Annotated in this window: 24 protein-coding genes and 1 pseudogene; 23 read left to right on the forward strand and 2 right to left on the reverse strand. The window is 34.7% G+C overall.

Translation table 11 applies throughout. The features are described 5' to 3' along the window. Positions 1 to 165 precede the first annotated feature (165 nt). Entirely contained in the window at positions 166 to 1,041 is an 876-nt protein-coding gene (locus tag BCR23_RS06205; RefSeq protein WP_069634605.1) for a YitT family protein, read from the forward strand. Positions 1,042 to 1,104: 63 nt separating this feature from the next. Here BCR23_RS06205 and BCR23_RS06210 read toward each other — a convergent pair whose 3' ends face one another. Next, positions 1,105 to 1,581, reverse strand: a complete 477-nt coding sequence (locus BCR23_RS06210) for a hypothetical protein (RefSeq protein WP_069634606.1) — start codon at positions 1,579 to 1,581, stop codon at positions 1,105 to 1,107. Positions 1,582 to 1,975: 394 nt separating this feature from the next. On the opposite strand from BCR23_RS06210, the gene BCR23_RS06215 reads away from it, so the two are divergent. The 11 genes and pseudogenes from BCR23_RS06215 to BCR23_RS14475 form a co-directional block, all read left to right on the forward strand. Then, a complete protein-coding gene (locus BCR23_RS06215; protein WP_069634607.1) occupies positions 1,976 to 3,013 on the forward strand; it encodes a sugar-binding transcriptional regulator in 1,038 nt (345 codons plus the stop codon). A 40-nt stretch (positions 3,014 to 3,053) separates the two neighbouring features. Continuing rightward, complete coding sequence (gene gap, locus BCR23_RS06220) at positions 3,054 to 4,055, forward strand: type I glyceraldehyde-3-phosphate dehydrogenase (protein WP_069634608.1); 1,002 nt, start codon at positions 3,054 to 3,056, stop codon at positions 4,053 to 4,055. A 128-nt stretch (positions 4,056 to 4,183) separates the two neighbouring features. Further along, the gene (locus BCR23_RS06225) at positions 4,184 to 5,374 is read left to right on the forward strand and encodes a phosphoglycerate kinase (RefSeq protein WP_069634609.1); all 1,191 of its coding nucleotides are present in this window, start codon (positions 4,184 to 4,186) and stop codon (positions 5,372 to 5,374) included. 157 nt (positions 5,375 to 5,531) lie between these two features. Next, positions 5,532 to 6,287, forward strand: a complete 756-nt coding sequence (gene tpiA, locus BCR23_RS06230; protein ID WP_069634610.1) for a triose-phosphate isomerase — start codon at positions 5,532 to 5,534, stop codon at positions 6,285 to 6,287. A 148-nt stretch (positions 6,288 to 6,435) separates the two neighbouring features. Next, positions 6,436 to 7,734: a phosphopyruvate hydratase gene (gene eno / locus BCR23_RS06235; protein ID WP_069634611.1), complete on the forward strand. Its 1,299-nt coding sequence runs from the start codon at positions 6,436 to 6,438 to the stop codon at positions 7,732 to 7,734. 229 nt (positions 7,735 to 7,963) lie between these two features. Further along, positions 7,964 to 8,389, forward strand: a complete 426-nt coding sequence (gene tnpA / locus BCR23_RS06240; RefSeq protein WP_069634612.1) for an IS200/IS605 family transposase — start codon at positions 7,964 to 7,966, stop codon at positions 8,387 to 8,389. Between the two features lie 244 nt (positions 8,390 to 8,633). Further along, positions 8,634 to 8,924: a TIGR04197 family type VII secretion effector gene (locus BCR23_RS06245; RefSeq protein ID WP_069634613.1), complete on the forward strand. Its 291-nt coding sequence runs from the start codon at positions 8,634 to 8,636 to the stop codon at positions 8,922 to 8,924. After that, the gene (locus BCR23_RS06250; protein WP_069634614.1) at positions 8,921 to 9,268 is read left to right on the forward strand and encodes a DUF3958 family protein; all 348 of its coding nucleotides are present in this window, start codon (positions 8,921 to 8,923) and stop codon (positions 9,266 to 9,268) included. The genes BCR23_RS06245 and BCR23_RS06250 overlap by 4 nt, the downstream gene beginning before the upstream one ends. Beyond that, positions 9,268 to 10,836: a T7SS effector LXG polymorphic toxin gene (locus BCR23_RS06255; protein WP_069634615.1), complete on the forward strand. Its 1,569-nt coding sequence runs from the start codon at positions 9,268 to 9,270 to the stop codon at positions 10,834 to 10,836. Before BCR23_RS06250 ends, BCR23_RS06255 begins: the two co-directional genes overlap by 1 nt. Further along, entirely contained in the window at positions 10,833 to 11,462 is a 630-nt protein-coding gene (locus BCR23_RS06260) for a hypothetical protein (RefSeq protein WP_069634616.1), read from the forward strand. The genes BCR23_RS06255 and BCR23_RS06260 overlap by 4 nt, the downstream gene beginning before the upstream one ends. 189 nt (positions 11,463 to 11,651) lie before the next feature. Next, a pseudogene (locus tag BCR23_RS14475) lies at positions 11,652 to 11,837 on the forward strand (phosphopyruvate hydratase); the annotation flags it as partial. A 117-nt stretch (positions 11,838 to 11,954) separates the two neighbouring features. Here BCR23_RS14475 and BCR23_RS06265 read toward each other — a convergent pair. Beyond that, on the reverse strand, positions 11,955 to 12,437 hold the full coding sequence (locus tag BCR23_RS06265; RefSeq protein WP_069634617.1) for a DUF3955 domain-containing protein: 483 nt from the start codon (positions 12,435 to 12,437) through the stop codon (positions 11,955 to 11,957). Positions 12,438 to 12,742: 305 nt separating this feature from the next. On the opposite strand from BCR23_RS06265, the gene BCR23_RS06270 reads away from it, so the two are divergent. The 11 genes from BCR23_RS06270 to BCR23_RS06320 all read left to right on the forward strand — a co-directional run bounded on the left by BCR23_RS06270 (position 12,743) and on the right by BCR23_RS06320 (position 22,616). Continuing rightward, positions 12,743 to 13,450, forward strand: a complete 708-nt coding sequence (locus BCR23_RS06270; RefSeq protein WP_069634618.1) for a DUF975 family protein — start codon at positions 12,743 to 12,745, stop codon at positions 13,448 to 13,450. 250 nt (positions 13,451 to 13,700) lie between these two features. Then, on the forward strand, positions 13,701 to 14,660 hold the full coding sequence (locus BCR23_RS06275; protein ID WP_069634619.1) for a DUF4822 domain-containing protein: 960 nt from the start codon (positions 13,701 to 13,703) through the stop codon (positions 14,658 to 14,660). Between the two features lie 52 nt (positions 14,661 to 14,712). Beyond that, the gene (locus tag BCR23_RS06280; protein WP_069634620.1) at positions 14,713 to 16,176 is read left to right on the forward strand and encodes a sensor histidine kinase; all 1,464 of its coding nucleotides are present in this window, start codon (positions 14,713 to 14,715) and stop codon (positions 16,174 to 16,176) included. 13 nt (positions 16,177 to 16,189) lie between these two features. Next, positions 16,190 to 16,891 (forward strand): response regulator transcription factor, encoded by a 702-nt coding sequence (locus tag BCR23_RS06285; protein WP_069634621.1) that lies wholly within the window; start codon positions 16,190 to 16,192, stop codon positions 16,889 to 16,891. A gap of 24 nt (positions 16,892 to 16,915) precedes the next feature. Further along, positions 16,916 to 17,962 (forward strand): hypothetical protein, encoded by a 1,047-nt coding sequence (locus BCR23_RS06290; RefSeq protein ID WP_069634622.1) that lies wholly within the window; start codon positions 16,916 to 16,918, stop codon positions 17,960 to 17,962. 99 nt (positions 17,963 to 18,061) lie between these two features. Beyond that, complete coding sequence (locus BCR23_RS06295) at positions 18,062 to 18,349, forward strand: SHOCT domain-containing protein (RefSeq protein WP_069634623.1); 288 nt, start codon at positions 18,062 to 18,064, stop codon at positions 18,347 to 18,349. A gap of 214 nt (positions 18,350 to 18,563) precedes the next feature. After that, entirely contained in the window at positions 18,564 to 18,791 is a 228-nt protein-coding gene (locus tag BCR23_RS06300; protein ID WP_069634624.1) for a hypothetical protein, read from the forward strand. A 407-nt stretch (positions 18,792 to 19,198) separates the two neighbouring features. Continuing rightward, positions 19,199 to 20,398 carry an MFS transporter gene (locus tag BCR23_RS06305; protein ID WP_069634625.1) on the forward strand — a complete coding sequence of 400 codons (1,200 nt, stop codon included), beginning with the start codon at positions 19,199 to 19,201 and terminating at the stop codon, positions 20,396 to 20,398. Between the two features lie 27 nt (positions 20,399 to 20,425). Next, a complete protein-coding gene (locus BCR23_RS06310; protein WP_069634626.1) occupies positions 20,426 to 21,595 on the forward strand; it encodes an amidohydrolase in 1,170 nt (389 codons plus the stop codon). A 259-nt stretch (positions 21,596 to 21,854) separates the two neighbouring features. Continuing rightward, on the forward strand, positions 21,855 to 22,214 hold the full coding sequence (locus BCR23_RS06315; RefSeq protein WP_069634627.1) for a DUF2200 domain-containing protein: 360 nt from the start codon (positions 21,855 to 21,857) through the stop codon (positions 22,212 to 22,214). Positions 22,215 to 22,286: 72 nt separating this feature from the next. Beyond that, a complete protein-coding gene (locus BCR23_RS06320; protein ID WP_069634628.1) occupies positions 22,287 to 22,616 on the forward strand; it encodes a nucleotide pyrophosphohydrolase in 330 nt (109 codons plus the stop codon). The last annotated feature ends 258 nt before the right edge of the window (positions 22,617 to 22,874 follow it).

A 22,874-nucleotide genomic window follows, 5' to 3' on the forward strand; every position in this document is an offset into this window, starting at 1 on the left:
CCGTTTTCAAAAGGTTTGCAACACGTTGCAGGATTATGAAACGTTAAGAGTAAAATGAAGAATGTGGGATACTTTTATGTTAAATCGGAGATTGAGCTTTTTTTCTTACCTCAAAGCACGTATAATGATAAACAAATGAATCAAGTAAAGTGAGGCTGCTTCTACATGAAAAAATTCTTTGAAAGTTTACCAGTCCATGATTACACGACGAAACTTTCAGTATCAATCGTTTATGCGATCTTGGCATCAGTTGCGATGAACTTTTTTTACCAACCAGGAAATATCTATTCTAGCGGGATTACTGGATTGGCACAAATTCTCACTACACTTTCAACCAAAGTAGTTGGATTTAAAGTGCCGGTTTCGATAACTTTATATGCATTGAATATTCCATTATTTTTTATTGCTTGGCTAAAAATCGGGAAAAAATTTACGATTTTCACAGTACTGACCGTTACACTGACATCTGTATTTATGCAAATCGTACCACAAACAACTCTTTCCAATGATCCGATTATTTGTGCCATCTTTGGTGGAGGTGTGATGGGTTCAGGAATTGGTTTTGCCTTGAAAAATGGATTGTCTTCAGGAGGATTGGATATTTTTAGTATTACGATCCGTAAAAAAACTGGACGTTCTGTAGGTTCAATTTCAATGTATTTTAATGGATTGATTATCTTTGTAGCAGGGTACTTATTCGGTTGGCAATATATGTTTTATAGTGCATTGTCGATTTTTGTCAGTGGGAAAGTAACCGATGCTGTTTATACAAAACAAAAGAAAATGCAGGTAATGATCATTACAAAAAATCCTGATAATGTGATTAATGAAATTCAAAAGAAAATGCGACGAGGCATCACGATCATTCATGAAGCAGAGGGAGCTTATCGGCATGATAAGCAGACATTGTTGTTGACAGTTGTTACCCGTTTTGAATTGCCGGCACTGGAAGCTGCAATGAAAGAATCAGATCCATCTGCTTTTGTCAGTATTTCGGATAATGTAAAAATTCTAGGCCATTTTTATGAAGAGGACTTATAAGAAGGAAGATAGAAGACAAAAAATCCAGATCATATGATCTGGATTTTTTGTGTCTAAAGTGAATTATCTATTTTTACTGTCTTCACTTGATTTTGTTTCATCCTTAGAGCTATTATCCTTCATTGGTGTATCACCTTGTTGAGTTGAGCGACGGTTATGGCGATTACTTTTTGAATTATCCTCATTCCGTTCTTGTTTCCAACTTTTCTGTTCTTGCTGACCTCTACGGTTTCCATCAAAGCGTCTATGTTCGGGACGTCCATCAGCAAAGTTGTGACGACTGTGACCGCCAGAAAGACTAGCTCCTCCAATCAATCCAATCAATAAGAAACTTGCACTATAAATGACTACTTTTTTATCAAGTTTTTTAAAGAAACTTTTGAAATTGTTGTCTTCGGTTACAATAGTTGAACGAGTTTCTGTTGCCGTTTCTTGTTCCGTTGACTCATTATATTCAGATGATTCCGCTTTTTCAGAATGATTTTCTAACGTTTCTTCAATTGATTCATTACTTTGTTGTTCATTTTTTTCTTTATCCATATGTATTCACCTCATAATTTGGTATGTTCTTATAATAAGAGACAGGTGTGAATATAGTTGGTGTAAGTAGTGAAAAAAATATAAAAAAGGTATGATTTTTGAAAAACGCTTTGTACTGAGTAAAATTTAGAAAGGTGATTCGATCTTAAAAGAGAAATAGTGGGTATATATTAAATTTCAAGAAAATAGATTGAGTTATTTCAAAAAAATAATCTCTTTTTCTTGAAAAGAAGGATCAAAACTGTTAAACTAAGTTTGTAAGATTGAGGGACGCTTTTAAGACTGTTAATAGAGATTAACAATGAAAAAGAAAAACGTCAATTTTATTTTTTTAAAGTTCATAGGTCGTTTTAAGTCTTACTTGGACGTTTTCAGACCAACGAAGGAGCGCATCATGCTAGATGAATTAAAAATGATTGAAGCTGTTGCTCCAGATTTGCTCGATGTAATGCAGGAAAGGTTTCATATTCTTCGTAATATATACTGGATGCAGCCTATTGGACGTAGAAGTTTATCAGATAGTATGGGGATTACAGAGCGTGTCTTGAGAACCGAGACTGATTTTCTAAAGAACCTACAATTGATAGAAACTTCAAAAAGTGGAATGACGTTGACTGAAAAAGGCTTAGATGTCTATCAAGGTTTAGAGACAGTGATGAATCAATTGCTTGGCATGCATCAAGTTGAAAAAGAAATCAGTCAATATTTTGGAATTCAGCGTTGCATTGTTGTAGCTGGAGATAGTGACAGTCAAGAGAAAGTTCTTTATGAGTTTGGCGATATTTTGACCGATTCGCTAGATTTGCTTTTACCTGACGGTAACAATATTATCGCAGTAATGGGCGGCACCACAATGGCAGTGACCGCAGAACACATGGGGACGCTAGAGACGGAAAAAAGACATAACTTGTTTGTCCCAGCCAGAGGTGGAATTGGTGAGGCAATGACTGTTCAAGCTAATTCAGTAAGTGCTGTTATGGCAAGTAAAACTGGCGGACATCATAGAGCATTATATGTTCCAGAACAATTAAGTCTTGAAACCTATAACTCTCTACTGCAAGAACCATCAATCCAAGAAGTGTTGACATTGATTGAACAAAGCAATTGTGTTGTTCACAGTATCGGACGTGCTTTACACATGGCGGCACGGCGTAAGATGTCAGATGATGAACTGGTTATGTTAAAGCAAAATAATGCTGTAGCAGAGTCCTTCGGTTATTTCTTTGATGAAGAAGGAAAAATCGTTCATAAAATCCCACGAATTGGACTTCAGTTGAAAGATGTACAAAAAATTCCAAATGTCGTAGCGATTGCAGGCGGCAAGACCAAAGCCAAAGCAATTCGGGCTTACATGAAAAATGCACCAAAACAAACGTGGCTCATCACTGATGAAGCTGCTGCAAATGAGATTTTAAAAGGGGCAACTCTTTAAAATAAAAAAATTTTTGATTTTCATAAGGAGGAAATCTTCAATGACAGTTAAAGTAGGTATTAATGGATTTGGACGTATCGGACGCTTAGCATTCCGTCGTATCCAAGATGTAGCAGGAATCGAAGTAGTAGCAATCAACGACTTAACAGATGCTAAAATGTTGGCTCACTTGTTAAAATATGACACAACTCAAGGACGTTTCAACGGAACTGTTGAAGTTCATGATGGATCTTTCAACGTAAACGGTAAAGAAGTTAAAGTTCTTGCTAACCGTAACCCAGAAGAATTACCATGGGGCGAATTAGGTGTAGATATCGTTCTTGAATGTACTGGATTCTTCACTTCAAAAGAAAAAGCTGAATTACACTTAAAAGCTGGTGCTAAACGTGTTGTTATCTCTGCTCCTGGTGGAAATGACGTACCAACAATCGTTTACAACACTAACCACGATATCTTAACTGGTAAAGAAACAGTAATCTCAGGTGCTTCATGTACAACTAACTGTTTAGCTCCTATGGCTAAAGCGTTACAAGATAACTTTGGTGTTGTTGAAGGTCTTATGACTACAATCCACGCTTACACAGGGGACCAAATGACTCTTGATGGACCTCACCCAGGTGGAGACTTCCGTCGTGCGCGCGCTGCAGCAGAAAACATCGTGCCTAACACAACTGGTGCTGCTAAAGCAATCGGTCTAGTTATTCCTGAATTAAATGGTAAATTAGATGGAGCTGCTCAACGTGTTCCTGTAGCAACTGGTTCATTAACTGAGTTAGTAACAGTTCTTGACAAAAAAGTAACTGTTGAAGAAGTAAACGAAGTTATGGCTAAAGCTGCTAACGAATCTTACGGATACAACACAGATGAAATCGTTTCTTCTGATATCGTAGGTATGACTTTCGGTTCATTATTCGATGCTACTCAAACAAAAGTAATGACTGTTGGAGATCAACAATTAGTGAAAACTGTTGCTTGGTATGACAACGAAATGTCTTATACTGCACAATTAGTTCGTACTTTAGAGTACTTCGCTAACTTATAAGATTTCTTCTTATCATTAGTGAAATTTGAACAACTGTGAAATAATAAGCGGGGAAGCAGCGCGCTTCTCCGCTTTTATTATTTTGTTTAAAAATACCTAAAAACTTTTATAGATAGGAGTACTCCACAATGGCTAAAAAGACAATCAAAGATGTAGATTTAAAAGATAAAAAAGTCCTTGTTCGTGTTGATTTCAACGTGCCTTTGAAAGATGGTGTAATCACGAACGATAACCGTATCGTAGCTGCATTACCAACGATCAAATACGTAATCGAAAACGGTGGAAAAGCAATTCTATTTTCTCACCTAGGTCGTGTGAAAACAGAAGAAGACAAAGCTGGCAAATCATTAAAACCAGTTGCAGAGCGTTTAGGCGAATTATTGGGCAAACCAGTGGCATTCGTTTCTGAAACTCGTGGTACTGAATTAGAGACTGCTGTAAACAATATGAAAGACGGCGATGTTTTAGTATTTGAAAACACTCGTTTTGAAGATGTTGACGGTAAAAAAGAAAGCGGAAATGACGCTGAATTAGGTAAATACTGGGCTTCTTTAGGTGATGTATTTGTTAATGATGCATTTGGTACGGCTCACCGTGCGCACGCTTCTAACGTTGGAATTGCTTCAACTGGTATCCCAACAGTTGCTGGATTCTTAATGGAAAAAGAAATCAAATTTGTTGGCGAAGCAGTTACTGCACCAAAACGTCCATTTGTTGCGATCTTAGGTGGAGCAAAAGTTTCTGACAAAATCGGTGTTATCGAAAATTTAATTTCTAAAGCAGATAAAATCCTTATCGGCGGCGGAATGACTTATACATTCTACAAAGCTAAAGGCATGAATATTGGTAAATCTTTAGTAGAAGAAGATAAAGTTGAACTAGCAAAAGAATTAATCGAAAAAGCAGGCGACAAATTAATCTTGCCAATCGATTCAATCACTGCTGCTGAATTCTCAAATGATGTACCAACAGAAGAACATACAGGTGATGTTCCTGATGGACAAATGGGTCTTGACATTGGACCTGAATCAATTGCTTTATTTGCTCAAGCACTAGAAGGCGCAAAAACAGTTGTTTGGAACGGACCAATGGGCGTATTTGAAATGAGTAACTTCGCTAATGGTACGATTGGTGTTTGTGAAGCAATTGCTAACTTAGCAGATGCAACAACAATCATCGGTGGTGGTGATTCAGCTGCAGCTGCGATCCAATTAGGCTTTGCTGATAAATTCACTCACATCTCAACAGGTGGAGGCGCAAGCTTAGAATTATTAGAAGGTAAAGAATTACCTGGCTTAGCAGCAATCAACGACAAATAAAGAGGTTGTGAAAAAGGCGTTTAAACTTCAGTGATTGGACTGAATCTGTAGAACTTCAATACTTGAAGTTCTACAGATGAAGGAAATTACAAAAAGCTTGTCTTTTGAACACCGTTTAACCAATCTAAACCATAATAAGAAAAGGATGTGCTTTTTCATGCGTAAACCAATTATCGCTGGTAACTGGAAAATGAACAAAACTTTAGCAGAAGCGCAAAGCTTTGCTGAAGCAGTAAAAAATGCTATTCCATCAAAAGATGTTGTTGATTCAGTAATCGGGTCTCCTGCATTATTTTTAGCACCATTAGCTTGGAGTCTTAAAGATTCTGAAGTTCAACTATCTGCACAAAACTGCTACTGGGAAAACTCAGGCGCATTTACTGGTGAAAATTCACCTGCTGCTATTGCAGATTTAGGTATCCAATATGTAATTATTGGTCACTCTGAACGTCGTGAGTACTTCCACGAAACAGATGAAGACATCAACAAAAAAGCTAAAGCTATCTTTGCCAATAACATGACACCAATTTTCTGTTGTGGTGAATCTTTAGAAACATACGAAGCTGGTAAAACTGCTGAATGGATCGAAGGTCAAATCACAAACGGTTTAGTTGGTTTAACTAATGAGCAAGTATCTTCAATGGTTATTGCTTATGAACCAATCTGGGCAATCGGAACTGGTAAATCTGCAGATGCTAACATCGCTGATGAAATTTGCGGCGTTGTTCGTTCAACTGTTGAAAAATTATATGGTAAAGAAGTATCAGAAGCTGTACGTATTCAATACGGCGGTTCTGTTAAGCCTGAAAATATTGCTGAATATATGGCAAAAGAAAACGTTGATGGTGCTTTAGTCGGCGGAGCAAGCCTTGAAGCTGACTCATTCTTAGCATTATTAGATGCGGTTAAATAATCACTGCTTATAACAATATACGCAATAAATCAAAGAATCATTGAATTTATGCAAAAAATGTTTGCATAGCGCGCGTTTATTCACTACAATCATAATTAAGGGAATCGAATCCCCTTAGTATAAAACAAACTCAAAGGAGAGACAAAACATGTCAATTATTACTGATGTTTATGCACGCGAAGTCTTAGACTCACGCGGTAACCCAACAATCGAAGTAGAAGTATACACTGAAAGCGGTGCTTTTGGTCGTGGAATGGTTCCATCTGGAGCTTCAACTGGTGAATACGAAGCCGTTGAATTACGTGATGGCGACAAATCTCGTTACTTAGGTAAAGGGGTTGTTAAAGCAGTTGACAACGTTAATAACATCATCGCTGAAGCAATCATTGGCTACGATGTACGTGACCAAATGTCTATCGACAAAGCAATGATCGATTTAGATGGAACTCCTAACAAAGGTAAATTAGGCGCAAACGCTATTCTTGGTGTTTCAATTGCTGTAGCTCGTGCTGCTGCTGATTACCTAGAAGTACCTTTATACCACTACTTAGGCGGATTCAATACTAAAGTATTACCAACTCCAATGATGAACATCATCAACGGTGGATCTCATGCTGATAACAGTATCGACTTCCAAGAATTCATGATCATGCCTGTAGGCGCTCCTACTTTCAAAGAAGCTTTACGTTATGGTGCTGAAGTATTCCACGCATTAGCTGGAATCTTAAAAGCTCGCGGTTTAGCTACTTCTGTAGGTGACGAAGGTGGTTTCGCTCCTAACCTTGGTTCAAACGAAGAAGGTTTTGAAGTAATCATCGAAGCAATCGAAAAAGCTGGCTATGTACCTGGTAAAGACATCGTTCTTGCTATGGATGCTGCGGCTTCAGAATTCTACGACAAAGAAAAAGGTGTTTACGTATTAGCTGATTCTGGCGAAGGCGAAAAAACAACTGAAGAAATGATCGCATTCTACGAAGCTTTATGTGCGAAATATCCAATCATCTCAATTGAAGATGGACTAGACGAAAATGACTGGGACGGATTCAAAAAAATGACTGTTTCTTTAGGCGACAAAGTTCAATTAGTTGGTGACGATCTATTCGTTACAAACACAACTAAATTAGCTGAAGGTATTGAAAAAGGCATCGCTAACTCAATCCTTATCAAAGTTAACCAAATCGGTACTTTAACTGAAACATTCGAAGCTATCGAAATGGCTAAAGAAGCTGGCTACACTGCAGTTGTATCTCACCGTTCAGGTGAAACAGAAGATTCAACAATCTCTGATATCGCTGTAGCAACAAACGCTGGTCAAATCAAAACTGGTTCATTAAGCCGTACAGACCGTGTTGCTAAATATAACCAACTATTAAGAATTGAAGACCAACTTGGTGAAGTTGCTGAGTACAAAGGTTTGAAATCTTTCTACAACTTAAAAAACAAATAATTTTTAGTTGACTATAAAGTAAAAAGGGACAATTGATCACTTGAGCTTTTCTCCTTATACCCATACGTAAAAACTCCTCTTGCTTTTTGCAAGAGGAGTTTTTTTGTTAACGACAGAAATAAACCACACGTTCTACGTGTGCGGAAACGGAAGCTTTAGCGTTAAAAATCTCCTTTCGCTATACTAGTAAATGGCTACCAACCAGATACTGAGCGAAAGGAGATTTTTTATGTCTAATGACGATAAAAGTTTATCACATAGTCGTTGGAATTGTAAGTATCACATTGTTTTCACACCAAAATATAGAAGGAAAGTTATTTATGGAAAACTAAGAAAAGATATTGGAACAATTTTGAGAAAATTATGTGAAATAAAAGAAGTAGAGATCTTAGAAGCGCATGCAATGCCAAATCATATTCATATGTTAGTAAAAATACCACCAAAGTTAAGTGTTTCAAGTTTCATGGGCTACTTAAAGGGAAGAAGTGCGGTTCTCATTCATGAAAGACATGCGAATTTGAAATATAATTATGGAAATCGAACATTTTGGGCAAAAGGATATTATGTTAGTACGGTTGGATTGAATCAAAAAACAATCGAAAAATACATTAGAGAGCAAGAAGCGGTTGGAGGTCTTTTTAAAAGGCCCCTATAAGGGGCTTGGTATGTAGTGACCCCTTATAGGGGGATTAAAAAGCCACCCGTTCACACGGGTGGATATTTACTATTCATAAAATATTGAACATAAGTAAGAAAAATCAGAATATTACAAAGTCTATAAAATTAGATATAGTAATTTATGGAATAAATAATTATCATTAAGTAAATTTTAACTATTATCAAAATGACATTTGTGATAAAATTTTATTACAATTAGTTTTTTTAGAGAGGAGTAACTAATGGCAATACAAAGTGATTTGGCTGGAGCAAGTCAAAAGGCTACTGTGCTAAAAAGTGCAACGGATAGACTAATACAGCAATCTAAGATAAATAATGATACTCAAACAACAGTGACAGGGAATGATAATGCACAAGAAGTGATAATTACCGCACAAGAAACAGCCACTAAGATAGCTCAAGCAGTGTTTTTGGCATCTAGTAATCTCCAAAGTGTGGCAAAGGATTTTGAAGCTTTAGACCAAACAGTTGCAAATACTATTTTTAGACCTCTAGGTGGTTTAGGAAAATGAGAAAATTAGAAGAGATTCAAAAAGAAGAAAAGCAATTATATTTAAAAGAAGAAACCCTATCGAGTGAATTAAATCAAGTAAAGAGAGTCAAAGAAAGCTATGACCAACATTTTTACGAAGCAAGACATTTTTTTGATGATATCTGTTATCAGTTTAATAAAAATAAACAAGGCAATTTTTATAAATCAATCTTTGATGAATTTTCTCAAAAAGAAAGACAAGTAATGGATTATTTGGAAAATGATGAGGAAGAATTACGCATACAAAAAAAGAAAGTTTTGAATCAATTAGAAGATATTGGATATGAAAAAAGAAAAGTATTGTCAGAGGAGGATAGTAAATAATGAGTGTTAATATGTATGTTTCCGTATCACAAAGTCAAGCATCTAGCGTGTCTATAATGTGCAAGTCGCAAGTAGAAGGATACAATGAACTACAAAAAGCTATTACAGATTTTGTGATAGCAAGTCCATTTTTAACTGGTAAAGCATACGATTCTGCAAAAGCCTATTTTCAGTCGGTTCTATATCCTCTAGCACAAGGAGGAATTCTACTTTCTGAAGCAGTAGAAAGTGCAGTTAAGAAATTCCCAGAGGAATATATTTCTCAAGTAGATAGTGGTGACTTAAAACAATCTGAATTGGAAGAAAAGATTAGAAGAGCAGATAGATTATTGAATCAAGCAGAAGATATTCGCAGAGAACTAAATTCTTCTAAAACGCCTGATATTACTAAATCATTCCAGTTAACTGCTAATTCAATGTTAATAGGGATGTATAACGCTTCCAAGCAAAAATTGGAAGAGCAATTACAGAAATTATTAGCATTTAATGCAAGTTCACCATCATTATTTTCGGAGATAACTAGTCTACAACAAGCTGTAAATCAAGGGTTGGCACAAACTAAAACGGCATGGAGTGGTGCAACAGGAACCTTTAATATTCCAAATGATTTGTCATGGAAGAACACAATTAATGAAAAATGGGAAAAATATCAGGTTAAAAATATGTCAGAAACTGAATTGTTCTCCTATAATATGAAAAAGCAATATGGATTTAATTCAGAAGAAGCTCAAATTATTAACAAACTATATGATAATTTGGAAAAACTGCATGGTAAAGAGGAAGCAAATAGATTACTTATTACGTTATTAGCATCTTTTCAATATGGAGGAAGTATACAATGGAGTTATACAGGTGCTCTGTTTGGGGAAAAGCCATTGCACTTAATTTTAGCAGAGGCAGGAAGATTAACAGATAAAGAAATAGAGTTACTTTCAAAAGCTATTATAAATCAGCATAATTTGGCTCCAATACTGGATATTAAACAAGCATCTCGTATTTTATTCGATAGTAATTGGGATGACTTGTCTAAAGAGCAACAAGCAAGAGTAACTGAACTCTTTACTCAGTTTGGAAATCGCTCTGATTTTGCACATATGTGTGCGACTATTGCGACTTATTATACTAAATCTCCACTTGAGGATACAGCAGATGAGTTACTAGGAATTTTGTATCCAGTTTCAGGATTGGATGTTAATTCTGGGTATATAGGGGATGTAGCGGGAACCAATGGAGCAAGACCGAGCATGGGAAATGATGATTATCGTGCAGATTTAGATGCCGTAAATATCTACTCTAAATTACAAGTAGAGAAGAATATGAATAAAGTGTTTAATGACTATTATAAGAATATAGAATCTGCTTCTGATTATCGAGTCAATGAATTTATTAAAAATATCGGAAATGGCAGTTATGAAGCGGGATGGCTATTGTTACAGAAACAATATACTCAATTTACAAATAGCGAGACATATAAAAATATGGACGTTAATGACAAGAAAGTATTTGCTGAGTTTTTATTGAATTTAATGAATAAAAATTCGGAATTAAAATCTGGTAACAAACGATGAGACAGAGAAATAAAGTATTAATTTTATCAGTACTGTTATTAGTAGTAGGCTTTTTTTTATTAAAAAATCCAGTTACTGAGTACATTGAAATAAAAAATGGTAATAATGAACAGCTTTCAAAAAAATTTATTAAGTTAAAGTACAGTTATCTTTGGGATGAACAATCATTTGGACTAGTTGGAGATAGTAGCACTAATGAACATACTGTAATTACTTTAAAAAAGGATAAATTACGAGTATTAAATCATCCCTTTTCTACATCAGATATAATATTTTTTGAACTATTATATAATGAAAATGAGCCAAGTATTTCAGTATCGTTCAACTTAACAAATATTGATACTACTTATTATTATCAAAAAGATTCGGTTTCTGATTTAAAGTATTTTTCAATTAATGATACAGCAGGTAAGGCTTTCATAGAAAAGACAAGTCGTTTGTCAATAAGTAAGATTAAAAAAGATATCGAAACAAATCAAGCCAATTTTCTCAATGGATTGAATTTTGTTAAAGAAAAAAAATTAAATGAACTTCAATCAGACATAAAATTTCGTTTAATTTTTTTCTTCGTGATAACTATCATTAGTATTGTTCTACTTACACTATTTTTATGTATTAAAATATAAAATACTTATTAGTAATATTTGACAGATTAATTTAAATTCATACAGCCTGATTTGAAAGTATTGCAAAGTACAAGTGTTCCTAGTTAATAATACTGTCTGTTTTAATTAGCACTTAGATATACAATCCTTTTATAATATCAGTCCTTAGTTTTAGTTAAATCATGTTTAAAGTATTGGTACTACGCCTTTGAAACAGAAGATTCAACAATCTCTGATATCGCTGTAGCAACAAACGCTGGTCAAATCAAAACTGGTTCATTAAGCCGTACAGACCGTGTTGCTAAATATAACCAACTATTAAGAATTGAAGACCAACTTGGTGAAGTTGCTGAGTACAAAGGTTTGAAATCTTTCTACAACTTAAAAAACAAATAATTTTTAGTTGACTATAAAGTAAAAAGGGACAATTGATCACTTGATCTTTTCTCCTTATACCCATACGTAAAAACTCCTCTTGCTTTTTGCAAGAGGAGTTTTTTGTTAGAGATGTATTCACGCTGTTTTCTTACGAATGATAGCGATTAGAAATTTGATACCAGTAACTAAAAATACAACCATTCCGGCAAAAATGAACAAAAAGCCTATAGGTAAAAGATAAAAATTTTCATGTAGGATACCTGATGCATCAACATATTCTACTGAGTTTGCTTTTATAAAGAAGCAAGCAAAACCAAAAAATAATAGAAATGCTCCAATCAAAGTCGTAACCATATTTAATTTTGCTTGCCTTATTTGACTGCCATCTTTAATTAGCTTTTCTGTCATATTGTTCACGTTGTTTCCTCCTAAAATTAAATCATCAAGCGAAATGTAAAAAATACTAGAAATTAGGATTAACATTTCAAGATCTGGAAGGTTTCTATCATTTTCCCAGTTAGATACTGCTTGTCTTGTTACATTTAAACGAATAGCAAATTTTTCCTGTGTCAGTTGATTTTTTGTTCGTAGCTCTTTTATCTTGTCTCCAAATTCCATCATATAATTTCCTTTCGTTAATGTATCTTAAGCATAAAGAACCTGTTTCCTATTTTCAAGAAAGCATTGCTTGCAGACCAGTAAAATAAAGGGAAAGCAATACTTTCCAAACGATTTTAGCCATGAAGATACTAGTTTTGTTGTTGAATAGATTTACTTTATTATTCTTGCGGTTAAATTATAGCATCCATTCTTTACAAATAGAAATTTGATTATCATTTCTAAAATCATCTAAACGTGTATCTTTTTTTTTATGACTATTTATTTGTTATACTGATTGTAATAAATAGAAAGGAGGGAATTTTATGAAAACAACTGCTGAATTAAAAAATGAAGCGAAAGGAATACTGCGTGGTCGTTGGAAAGATAGTGTATTGATGTGTTTGGTACCGACGTTGATCGCAATTGCAATTGGACTTTTATTATTTGTTGTACTGATATTACCCATGCTTACATTTGTTCAGAATAATTCAGATTTATTAAACAGCAATACAGGTTATGACGGAAATTCTGGAGGAGGTAGTGGCGGTTTTGTCGGTGGAATCATCGGAGCATTGTTCAGTGCAGGAATTTCTTGGACATTCCTTGATCTTTTAAGAGAAAAAAGACAAGAAATCCGTCCATTTTCAGATGTTTTTCGAGGCTTTGCTGGACCTGTAGTTTTAGGAGTAATCTGTATTTATCTATTAATGACTATTTTTATCTCTTTGTGGTCATTACTCTTAGTTATACCGGGAATTATCAAAGGCTATTCTTATTCTCAAGCATATTTTGTTTATTACGACAGTTTTGAAGAAACAGGAGTACGTCCTGGGTTTCTAAATTGTATCACTCGCAGTAGACAGTTGATGAAGGGATACAAAGGCCAATTATTCCTATTGGATTTGAGCTTTATCGGTTGGCATATCTTAGCTATTTTAACACTTGGAATTGGTTATCTATGGCTAACACCATATATTGCTGCAACGAAAGCAGCTTTCTATGAAAATTTACCAAAAGCTACTACGATTTAAAACAGAAAAACCGAGGTATAACTTCAAACGTTATATCTCTGTTTTTTTATAGCCAATAATTTAGTAGCTTATGTTGTTAAAGTATAAATACATATAGTGTTCCTGGATAGTTAACGTTACGATATTTAACAGATACAAAAAATTGTTTATACTTTGTTTATTTTCTTGTTAGAATCCGTTTAGAACTCTCCTTTATAATAAAAGTATAGATTGAGAATTTAGAACGAATTTTAGAAAGGAAAGAGAAAGTATGAATAATAAAAAAATTATCGTAGGCGTTTCAAGTTTAGTAGTATTATTAGCAGGTTGTAGCATGGGGACAGAAGAATCCAAGGAATCAAAAGCAAGTAGTCAGCAACAAACGGAACAAACCAAACAAGAGAAGAGCGACACTAAAGGAAAGAACCTAACAAACATTTTAGGTAAAACCAATTGGCAAGGAACAAAAGTATACGACAAAGACAATAATGATTTAACTGCAGAAAATGTTAATTTTATCGGATTAGCAAAATACGACGGAGATACTGGGCGTTATGAATTTTTTGATGCTAAAACTGGTGATACTCGTGATGACCGAGGAATATTTTTCATTACAAATGACGGAAAAAAACGTATCCTTATTTCAGAGTCTAAAAAATACCAAGCAGTTGTTGATGTTACCGAATTAACGAAGGATAAATTCACCTATGAAAGAAAAGGAAAAGACAAAGCTGGTAATGAAGTAGATGTATTTGTTGAGCATATCCCTTATAATGAAGAGAAGTTAACTTTTACAGAAGAAGCAAAACCATTAGATACCAAAACTGGAACGATAAATACAAAAGACACTGGTTCAAAAATTTTAGGTCAAACATTATGGAATGGAACAAAAGTTATTGATGAAGCAGGCAATGATGTAACAGAGTTCAACCAAAACTTTATCAGTTTAGCTAAATTTGATTCTGACAATAGTAAATATGAATTCTTTGATTTGAAAACAGGCAATAGCCGTGGAGATTTTGGGTACTATGATGTGTTGGACCATAATAAAATTCGAGCTCACGTATCCATTGGAGAGAATAAATATGGTGCAGCGCTTGAACTTACAGAATTGAACAACAAGAAATTCACGTATAAACGAATGGGTAAAGATCAAGCAGGAAATGAAATAACTATATTTGTTGAACATGAACCATACAAGGGAGAACATAAACCAGTATTTAGCTTCTAAGAAATAGGCAGTGTGATTCTTACCTCTATTAAATGAAAACAAAGGAGAAAAAATGACAATTAAAAAGAGATTTCTCATTTCATATATTGGAGGCATTGCGATTGCCTGCCTATCATTAGTTTCAATTATTTGTATTATTTTCTATGTAACAACAGGAAAAAATCCAACTCCAGGCACGTTGTATCGTGCCTTTACTCAGCAACGCTCATTAAGTCCAGAAGAGGAATTAGCCTATGTCAAACTACGTGGAATTGCCAAAACAGATCCCGACCAACTTCTTATCCCCCGTGGAGAATTAAAGAAAAATATCCGTCAGTTTGAATCTGAGTCTTTAGGCGTTGTTGTAAGCATGGATGAACTGATTGCTTATTATTCAAAAGATTTAGTCGAAAAATCCTTGGTTGCTCACTTTCCTAAATTTGATGCCAACAACATTGAAACAAGAGGAACCATCGACAACGCTGGTCGTTTATATCGCTATGTGAAATTTGATTTTTATTTTAGTGATAATGTGCCAGGCAGCTTATTAGTTTTGAAAAAAGAAAATAATTTTCTTGAATTTATGACTAAATGGGGCGTGTTGATCATTGTTGCGATTTTAGTTGTGTCATTTAGTGGCTTGCTCTTTTTAAACCATTTATTAAGAAAAACCATTATTCAACCTCTTGAAAATTTAGGGGCAGGCATGTCCGAAATAAGTAATGGTCATTTAGAGGTAGTTATGACAGATCAATCTCAACAGACGGCGATGGAAGTCAAACAACTAACAGATGATTTTGAAAAAATGCGTGAAGCCTTGATTGATTCAACAGAAGAACAGGAAAAACTTGAAGAGAATCGCAAAGAACTGGTAGCGAGTATTTCACATGATTTAAAAACACCGATCACATCTATTATTGGTTATGTGGAAGGTTTACTAGATGGTGTTGCTGATTCCCCAGAAAAGCAGAATAAGTATTTACAGACGATCCATACAAAAGCCATCTCTTTAAACGAGCTGATCGAAGAATTGTTTCTCTATTCAAAACTAGATGCAGTTGCTATTCCCTTTCAATTTGATCGGATCAATGTCAACGAATTTTTGAAACATATCATTGAAGAATTTCAGTTGCAAGAAAGCTCAGTTTCCATTCAGTTGATTGATCACCAAGCACATCCAAGTTATGTATTGGCGGATAGGATGCAATTAAATCGTGTATTCATCAATTTAATTGAAAATAGCTTGAAATTTAAATCTAAGGAACGTTCTCTTGCGATCAAAATAGAGGTTTTTGAAACGAACCAAGAGGTTAGGATTCGCATAGTAGATAACGGACAAGGGATTCCAGAAGAACAACTACCATTTGTTTTCGATCATTTTTATCGTGGCGAAGAAGCTCGACCAACGAATACTGGCGGGAGCGGTTTAGGCCTTGCTATCGTCAAACAAATCATCGATATGCATGAAGGCAAAGTAACGATTGAAAGTGAACTTCATCAAGGAACAACTATCACGATTCTACTAAAAAAAGCCTGAGGGGGACAACGAAATGTCAAAAGACGTATCACGCGTTTTATTGATTGAAGATGACGCAAGCATTGCTGAATTACAAAAAGATTATTTAGAAATCAATCAAATGGAAGCTGAGATTGCGAGTGATGGATTGGAAGGATTGAATCGAGCTTTGAACGAATCCTTCGATCTAATCGTGATTGATATCATGTTGCCCTCAATGGATGGCTTTGAAATTTGCCGTCGAATTAGAGAGAAGAAAAATGTACCCTTGATGATTGTTTCAGCTAAAAAAGAAGATATCGACAAAGTTAGAGGTTTAGGCTTAGGCGCAGACGATTATATGACGAAGCCCTTCAGTCCAAGTGAGTTGGTCGCACGTGTTCAGGCTCATATTAAACGATATCAATTATTAACAGGCGCTACTCAAGAAAATGATACAGTAGAGAGAGCTCAGATTCTTATTGATAAAAATGCTCGTAGAGTCTTTGTTTTAGGCAAAGAAGTTATTTTTACGACAAAAGAATTCGATTTACTACTCTTTTTTATGGAACATCCCAACCGAGTGTGGATGAAAGAACAGCTGTTTCGCCAAGTTTGGGATATGGATGATCTTGATGGCGATATTTATACCGTTGTTGTCCATGTTGGACGGATTAGAGAGAAGTTGAAAAAAGGGAAACTATCAGAGATTCCCATTGAAACAATTTGGGGCAGTGGATATCGTTTCAATGCTTAAAAAGTAAACAAAAGGAGAAAAGCTATGAAAAAAAGCCAGCTGCTTACAGTTTTGTTTTTCTGCATCATGTTCGGTCTTTCTGGATGCAAACCTGATCAAAGAAATGATGCAAAAAAATCCAGTGAATCATCAAGACCAGCACTCTACATTCCTTCCTCATCTGAGGTTGCTTCATCCAGTGAGGAAATGACAGAAAAAACTGCTAACGATGTGACCTTTGAAGGCACAACTTATAATTATGATGTTGTTACAGGAGCAACTCAGACAACCTTTGGCTCAAATCCGAAACCTCTTTACACGTATGAAGAAAAATTAAAGAAAATGTTCTGGTCAAATCAGCCACCTCTAGGATTAATTGAAGGGAATTATTTTACTAACGAAGGCTATTTTGATGTGGGAAATAAAGGAATTGTTGAGATAATTACAGATGACACAGGAAAAATCATCAATGTTGAATTCAACGAATACGGCGCTGAGAATTATTATGAATCCAAATATTCAGGTGCTAACAAGCGCCTCTCTGATTATGCCTTCTTCCAAGCCCAAAATCCTAGAACGGATACTACTTTAGTGACCGTGGTTAATGGGATTACTTTTGTAGAGAAACAAATGCGGGAAGAAAATCGAGTTTCTGGAAATTTCAAAACAGTAAAAGGCTCTTCAACAACTGCTAGACAAGGATTGATGGCGATTGCAGCTGAACTTTCAGATGAGATAAGACAACCGTCTAAAACAAAATACATCGGTTATGCAGAAGATTTCAGTGATGGATTGATAGGCCGGCTACAATTGACAATCACGGATGGAAAAATCGACACTGCTCGTTATGATGAATACTTTGCCGATCAACCTGAAAAAATTACTTCCCCTCAGTTAAAGAAATACTATCGCCAATCAAAATACTTTTCTTTAACCTATAATGAAGAAACCAACAATGATTTTGTGCAGTTTTCTGATGCATTAACTAAAGAAATTGTTGATAAACAAACGTTAACTATTGAGAACGATACGCTTATAAAACACCCATCGTTTGAATCTTACAAAAAATTAATCGAACATATCAAGATCTAGTTAACGGAAATAAGTTTGACAGAACTAAGCCATTTTTCGACACACTTTTGACATATTTTACTTTTATAATTAAGAAAAATAAGTTAGGAGTGATTAGTCATGGGACATTGTTCAGAATTTTTCACAGGAGGCAGAGGAATGATGGGCGGAGGTATGTTTGGTATGGGAATTTTTTGGTGGGGTTTTCTAATTATTGTGATCCTTGGTGTGGTTTATTTTACGAGAAATAGATCGAACCAACAAACAGGCGTTGATAATTATCCTAATCAAGAACCAACAAAAAAAGAATTTCCTTCTTCAGCTCTTGATATATTAGATGAAGAATTCGCTAAAGGAAATATTAGTGAGGAAGAGTATCTATCTAAAAAAGAAGTATTAAAAAAATAAACAAAGACAAAAAGCTAATTGAAAAGGATTAGCTTTTTGTCTTTTTGTTTCCTACAAAAATTTTCCAGTGATTTTGGAGGAATTTGAGCTTATACCCACATCCATAGTATCTAGCATGATTTATAGTAAGAACAATATGCTGAGTTTTCACGTCCATTTCTTTCGTGAAAGTGTCATTCAGGTGTATAATAAGTACAAAAGTAGGTGTTTTTTTATGGATCAAAAATTAAACTTTATAGCTTCTTTAATTTTACTCGCTTATCCAGTTTTATCTATTCCTTCACTTTTTAAATCGAAACAAGAGAAGGGAAAATACTTTGCCGAGTCTCACTTTTTCATCCCAAAACGTATTGGCTATGGAATTGGTATAAACATGCATAACATTTATGGTTTCTTCATATTTCTCAGTATTGGTTTATTGCTTTTATTTTTGAGCTTTTGAGGAATTTAATGCTACCCTGAGTAGATGATTTACACAATCGTTGTTGAAATTATTTATGGATTTAATGACAATTTCTAGTCTATTAGACTAAGTAATCTTTCAGAATAGTTTTTTGTAACCGCTATCTAAATGTTCTTATTATGAGGTTTATCTATTTATTGATTTGTTCAATATTAATACTATATTCATAATTTTATCATTAAGCTCTTTTTTTCCTGTGAATAATGGATTATACTATATAAATAAAGATTTGTTTTGATAGGATGAACTTATTCAATTTTTACATCATTAGCCTCTCGGAAAAAGATAGAAGCTGATTATGATAACAAAGCATCAATTTTATGTTTATCTATTTTTCGTTTGGAGTGAAACGAGGATACTACACTTTTTAATTTAAGGAGGAACTTATGGAAAAGAAAGAACCCAAAAAAACTGGATTGTTGTTAATTGCACTGTTTTTAGGCTATACCATGGTTTATATCGACAAGCTTTCAGTTGGATATTCACTAATTCCAATTTCAACTGAATTTGGTTTAGAGCCTGCTGCTAAAGGGATGATTATGAGTGCATTTTTCCTAGGATATGCGATTATGCAGATCCCAATGGGACTAGTGATCAATAAAGTTGGTTCGCGAGTTGTCTTGATTGGATCTGTGTTAGGAATGGGGTTGTTCTCATTATTATTTGGTTTTGGAACGTCGTTGATTATGTTTATGTCTCTTCGTTTTTTAACAGGATTACTTGCCCATTCAGGTTATGCGTCTTCAGCTAGTAAAGAAATTACCATGAATTTCCCACCAGAGAAACGAACATTTGCTCAAGGGATTTTACTTTCTTCTTCAGGAGTGGCAGGTTTTATAGGACCACTAGCATTGTCACCAATTATCACGAATGCAGGGTGGAAAAATGCTTATCTTATCTTAACTGGTTTAGCAGTTGCTATTGCAATTTTTCTAATTATTGCCATTCCTAGAAACGAAAAATCAAAAGAAAAACAAGAAGCTGTTGTAACAAAGACAGAAAAGATTTCTATTTTAGTTATTTGGTCAGATGTTCGAGTATGGATTTTATTTTTGAGTGCATTTTTCATCAACTGTTTATTATATGGACTGTCTAGTTGGGTACCAAGCTTTTTAACTGGCGAACGTGGTTTAGATTTAAATGGCGCAGCTGTGATCAGCAGCGTAAGTGGCTTATTTATGTTAGTTGGTTCAATCGGCGGCAGTTACGTTGTAGGAAAATTTTTCCAGAATAAGGAAAAAGCGGTTGTTGCAATTTTCGCTATATTAGGTGCACTTTCTTCATTTGGATCGTACTATGTCCAAAATCTGGTACTATTAGCAATTGTTATGGGGCTAGCAAACTTTTTCTTAATCATTTCATTTGTAACGATGATGAGTATTCCGTTGAGAATTTTTGAAGGAGCAAAATTTGCTCCTAGTTACGGAACACTTGCTACTGGAGGAATTCTTGGCGGCTTTGTTTCACCCACACTTATTGGAAAATTAGTTGAGATGTCAAACGGTCAGTATATTTCGACGTTTATTTTCTTTTTAGTGGTTGGCTTGTTGACAGCTGTGACAATAATGTTTATTAAACAAAAATAAGATAATTCAATTAAAGGAGGAAAAAAAATGACAAATATTCAAGAACAAATGCCGCAAGCAGATATGATTAAATGGAGAAGACATCTACATCGTAACCCAGAATTATCCTTTCATGAAGTAGAAACAGCTAAATATATTAAAAGTATCTTGGCTGGATTTCCGAATTTAGAAGTTAGTTCATTAACTGAAAATAGTGTGATCGCTATTCTAAAAGGAAGTAAACCTGGAAAAACGATTGCGTTAAGAGCAGATATTGATGCATTGCCTATTTTAGAAGAATCAGACGTTGATTTCCCTTCTGAAAATCCAGGTGTGATGCATGCGTGCGGACATGATACTCATACGGCGATGCTTTTAGGCGCCATAAAAACCTTAACTGCTATGCAAGATAAAATTGCCGGTACTGTGAAATTTATTTTCCAACCAGCAGAAGAAGAACCGCCAGGTGGGGCAAAATTATTGGTTGAAGCTGGTGTAATGGATGATGTAGATATGGTTTTCGGTCTGCATATTGCACCAAATATTCCTGTGGGGATGGTTGGAACAAGAAAAGGTGCGGCTAGTGCAGCATCAGATGTCTTTACATTGAAGATCCAAGGCAAAGGTTCACATGGCTCAACGCCAGATCTTTCTGTCGACCCAATCATGATTGGAGTAGAAATCATCAATAATTTAAATAATATCGTTTCAAGAAACATTAGTCCTTTTGAGAATGCAGTTATTTCAATTGGTGAATTTAATGCAGGGAAAACAGCTAATGTGATTCCTGATACAGCACAAATCCAAGGTACCGTTCGTACAAACAATAAAGACATACGACTGTTCATTAAAAAGCGTATCGAAGGAATCATTGATGGCATCTGTAAGATGTATGATGCTACTTATGACTTAGATTATTTGTTTGGTTATAGTGAAGTCAATAACGATAGCGATGCAACTGATATTGTTATGGCAGCGGCTGAAAAAGTGGTTGGTAAAGAGCGAATGTTTGAAGCACCGAAGATGATGGGGGGAGAAGATTTTTCCGCCTATACGGATGTAAAACCAGGTTCCTTCTTCATCTTAGGTGGCGGCACTGCAGCAGAAGGTTGTGGCTATATGAATCATCATCCAAAATTCAAAATCATGGAAGAATGTTTCCCTGTTGGTGCAGGAATGCATGCACAAATTATTTTAGATATTTTGGGACAAGTTTAATAGCGGAAAGAGGTTGGGACAGAAGTTTATTGTTGAAGTAGTTGTTTCTGATTCCCACCTTTAGACGGATTCCGAGAGACTGGGTATGACTCATAGAGTTATGTCCCAGTCTTTTTTATAATCTATTTTAAGGTTAGGTGAACATACGAAGAGAAACATTTAAAATAAAACAGTTTAATAAATGTCGAGATAAAGATATAATTAAATAAAGAAGAGACGGATTTGATAGAAAAAATAATCTAAAAAAGGATGAAAAATTATGGAAGCCAAAAAAACAAAAATTTTTACGATGCCCTTTGCCAGAGTATATCCACTTTATATCAAAAAAGTTGAGAAAAAAGGACGGACTAAAGCTGAAGTTGATGAAATCATTTTCTGGTTGACTGGATATGATGAGGTATCATTACAAAAACAAGTAGATAATAACGTTGATTTTGAAAGATTTTTCGCAGAAGCACCTCAAATAAACAGTAATGTTTCCTTAATCAAAGGCGTGATTTGTGGTTATCGAGTAGAAGATATCGAAGATAAATTGATGCAAAAAATTCGTTATCTAGACAAACTGATTGATGAATTAGCCAAAGGAAAAGCGATGGATAAAATTTTGAGAAAACAATAGGGATTAGTATAATTAAAAAAGGTCGGAGAATATGATTTATTTTAGTTTTTGATTCAAAAGGAGAGAACCAAGTTGGACAAATTAACCGAAAAAATCAATCAATTTAGAGATGCACGAGAGTGGAGACAGTTTCATAATCCAAAAGATTTAGCAATTTCGATCTCTTTGGAAGCCTCTGAACTACTAGAAAATTTCCAATGGAATACAAGTGAAGAAGCAAAAATGAAAAGCATAGAGAACATAGAACAAGAATTGGCGGATGTGTTTATTTATAGTTTAATGTTAGCGTCTGATTTAGAGTTGAATGTTGAAAAGATCATCAATGATAAATTGGAGTTGAATGCTCAGAAGTATCCAATTGAAAAAAGTAGAGGAATTAAAAAAAAATACACAGAATTTTAAATTCTGATAACGAATTAGTTATCGATCTATTAACGACTGTTAACGAGAGTATAAAGTAAACAAGGGAGTAGCTGTTTTAGGTAAAATGCTTACTTTGTTTATTTTTTACTCTTTTTTAGTATCCATTCGATGTAATTCTTAGTAGAATATGGTTCAAACTCACTCAATTAACTTTCTTTTTTAGGAAATAGAGAAGCATTGTCTTAAAAACGGAAAAGAATAAGTGATGAGAAACCTAAGAAATTCCTATGGTTATCT

This window comes from Enterococcus quebecensis (assembly GCF_001730365.1).
Taxonomy (GTDB): domain Bacteria; phylum Bacillota; class Bacilli; order Lactobacillales; family Enterococcaceae; genus Enterococcus_L; species Enterococcus_L quebecensis.

What these genes read in the sequence shown, in the direction of transcription:
- BCR23_RS06205 (WP_069634605.1), top strand. Translation starts at nt 166, where the DNA reads ATGAAAAAATTCTTTGAAAGTTTACCAGTCCATGATTACACGACGAAA.
- BCR23_RS06210 (WP_069634606.1), bottom strand. Translation starts at nt 1,581, where the DNA reads ATGGATAAAGAAAAAAATGAACAACAAAGTAATGAATCAATTGAAGAA.
- BCR23_RS06215 (WP_069634607.1), top strand. Translation starts at nt 1,976, where the DNA reads ATGCTAGATGAATTAAAAATGATTGAAGCTGTTGCTCCAGATTTGCTC.
- gap (WP_069634608.1), top strand. Translation starts at nt 3,054, where the DNA reads ATGACAGTTAAAGTAGGTATTAATGGATTTGGACGTATCGGACGCTTA.
- BCR23_RS06225 (WP_069634609.1), top strand. Translation starts at nt 4,184, where the DNA reads ATGGCTAAAAAGACAATCAAAGATGTAGATTTAAAAGATAAAAAAGTC.
- tpiA (WP_069634610.1), top strand. Translation starts at nt 5,532, where the DNA reads ATGCGTAAACCAATTATCGCTGGTAACTGGAAAATGAACAAAACTTTA.
- eno (WP_069634611.1), top strand. Translation starts at nt 6,436, where the DNA reads ATGTCAATTATTACTGATGTTTATGCACGCGAAGTCTTAGACTCACGC.
- tnpA (WP_069634612.1), top strand. Translation starts at nt 7,964, where the DNA reads ATGTCTAATGACGATAAAAGTTTATCACATAGTCGTTGGAATTGTAAG.
- BCR23_RS06245 (WP_069634613.1), top strand. Translation starts at nt 8,634, where the DNA reads ATGGCAATACAAAGTGATTTGGCTGGAGCAAGTCAAAAGGCTACTGTG.
- BCR23_RS06250 (WP_069634614.1), top strand. Translation starts at nt 8,921, where the DNA reads ATGAGAAAATTAGAAGAGATTCAAAAAGAAGAAAAGCAATTATATTTA.
- BCR23_RS06255 (WP_069634615.1), top strand. Translation starts at nt 9,268, where the DNA reads ATGAGTGTTAATATGTATGTTTCCGTATCACAAAGTCAAGCATCTAGC.
- BCR23_RS06260 (WP_069634616.1), top strand. Translation starts at nt 10,833, where the DNA reads ATGAGACAGAGAAATAAAGTATTAATTTTATCAGTACTGTTATTAGTA.
- BCR23_RS06265 (WP_069634617.1), bottom strand. Translation starts at nt 12,437, where the DNA reads ATGGAATTTGGAGACAAGATAAAAGAGCTACGAACAAAAAATCAACTG.
- BCR23_RS06270 (WP_069634618.1), top strand. Translation starts at nt 12,743, where the DNA reads ATGAAAACAACTGCTGAATTAAAAAATGAAGCGAAAGGAATACTGCGT.
- BCR23_RS06275 (WP_069634619.1), top strand. Translation starts at nt 13,701, where the DNA reads ATGAATAATAAAAAAATTATCGTAGGCGTTTCAAGTTTAGTAGTATTA.
- BCR23_RS06280 (WP_069634620.1), top strand. Translation starts at nt 14,713, where the DNA reads ATGACAATTAAAAAGAGATTTCTCATTTCATATATTGGAGGCATTGCG.
- BCR23_RS06285 (WP_069634621.1), top strand. Translation starts at nt 16,190, where the DNA reads ATGTCAAAAGACGTATCACGCGTTTTATTGATTGAAGATGACGCAAGC.
- BCR23_RS06290 (WP_069634622.1), top strand. Translation starts at nt 16,916, where the DNA reads ATGAAAAAAAGCCAGCTGCTTACAGTTTTGTTTTTCTGCATCATGTTC.
- BCR23_RS06295 (WP_069634623.1), top strand. Translation starts at nt 18,062, where the DNA reads ATGGGACATTGTTCAGAATTTTTCACAGGAGGCAGAGGAATGATGGGC.
- BCR23_RS06300 (WP_069634624.1), top strand. Translation starts at nt 18,564, where the DNA reads ATGGATCAAAAATTAAACTTTATAGCTTCTTTAATTTTACTCGCTTAT.
- BCR23_RS06305 (WP_069634625.1), top strand. Translation starts at nt 19,199, where the DNA reads ATGGAAAAGAAAGAACCCAAAAAAACTGGATTGTTGTTAATTGCACTG.
- BCR23_RS06310 (WP_069634626.1), top strand. Translation starts at nt 20,426, where the DNA reads ATGACAAATATTCAAGAACAAATGCCGCAAGCAGATATGATTAAATGG.
- BCR23_RS06315 (WP_069634627.1), top strand. Translation starts at nt 21,855, where the DNA reads ATGGAAGCCAAAAAAACAAAAATTTTTACGATGCCCTTTGCCAGAGTA.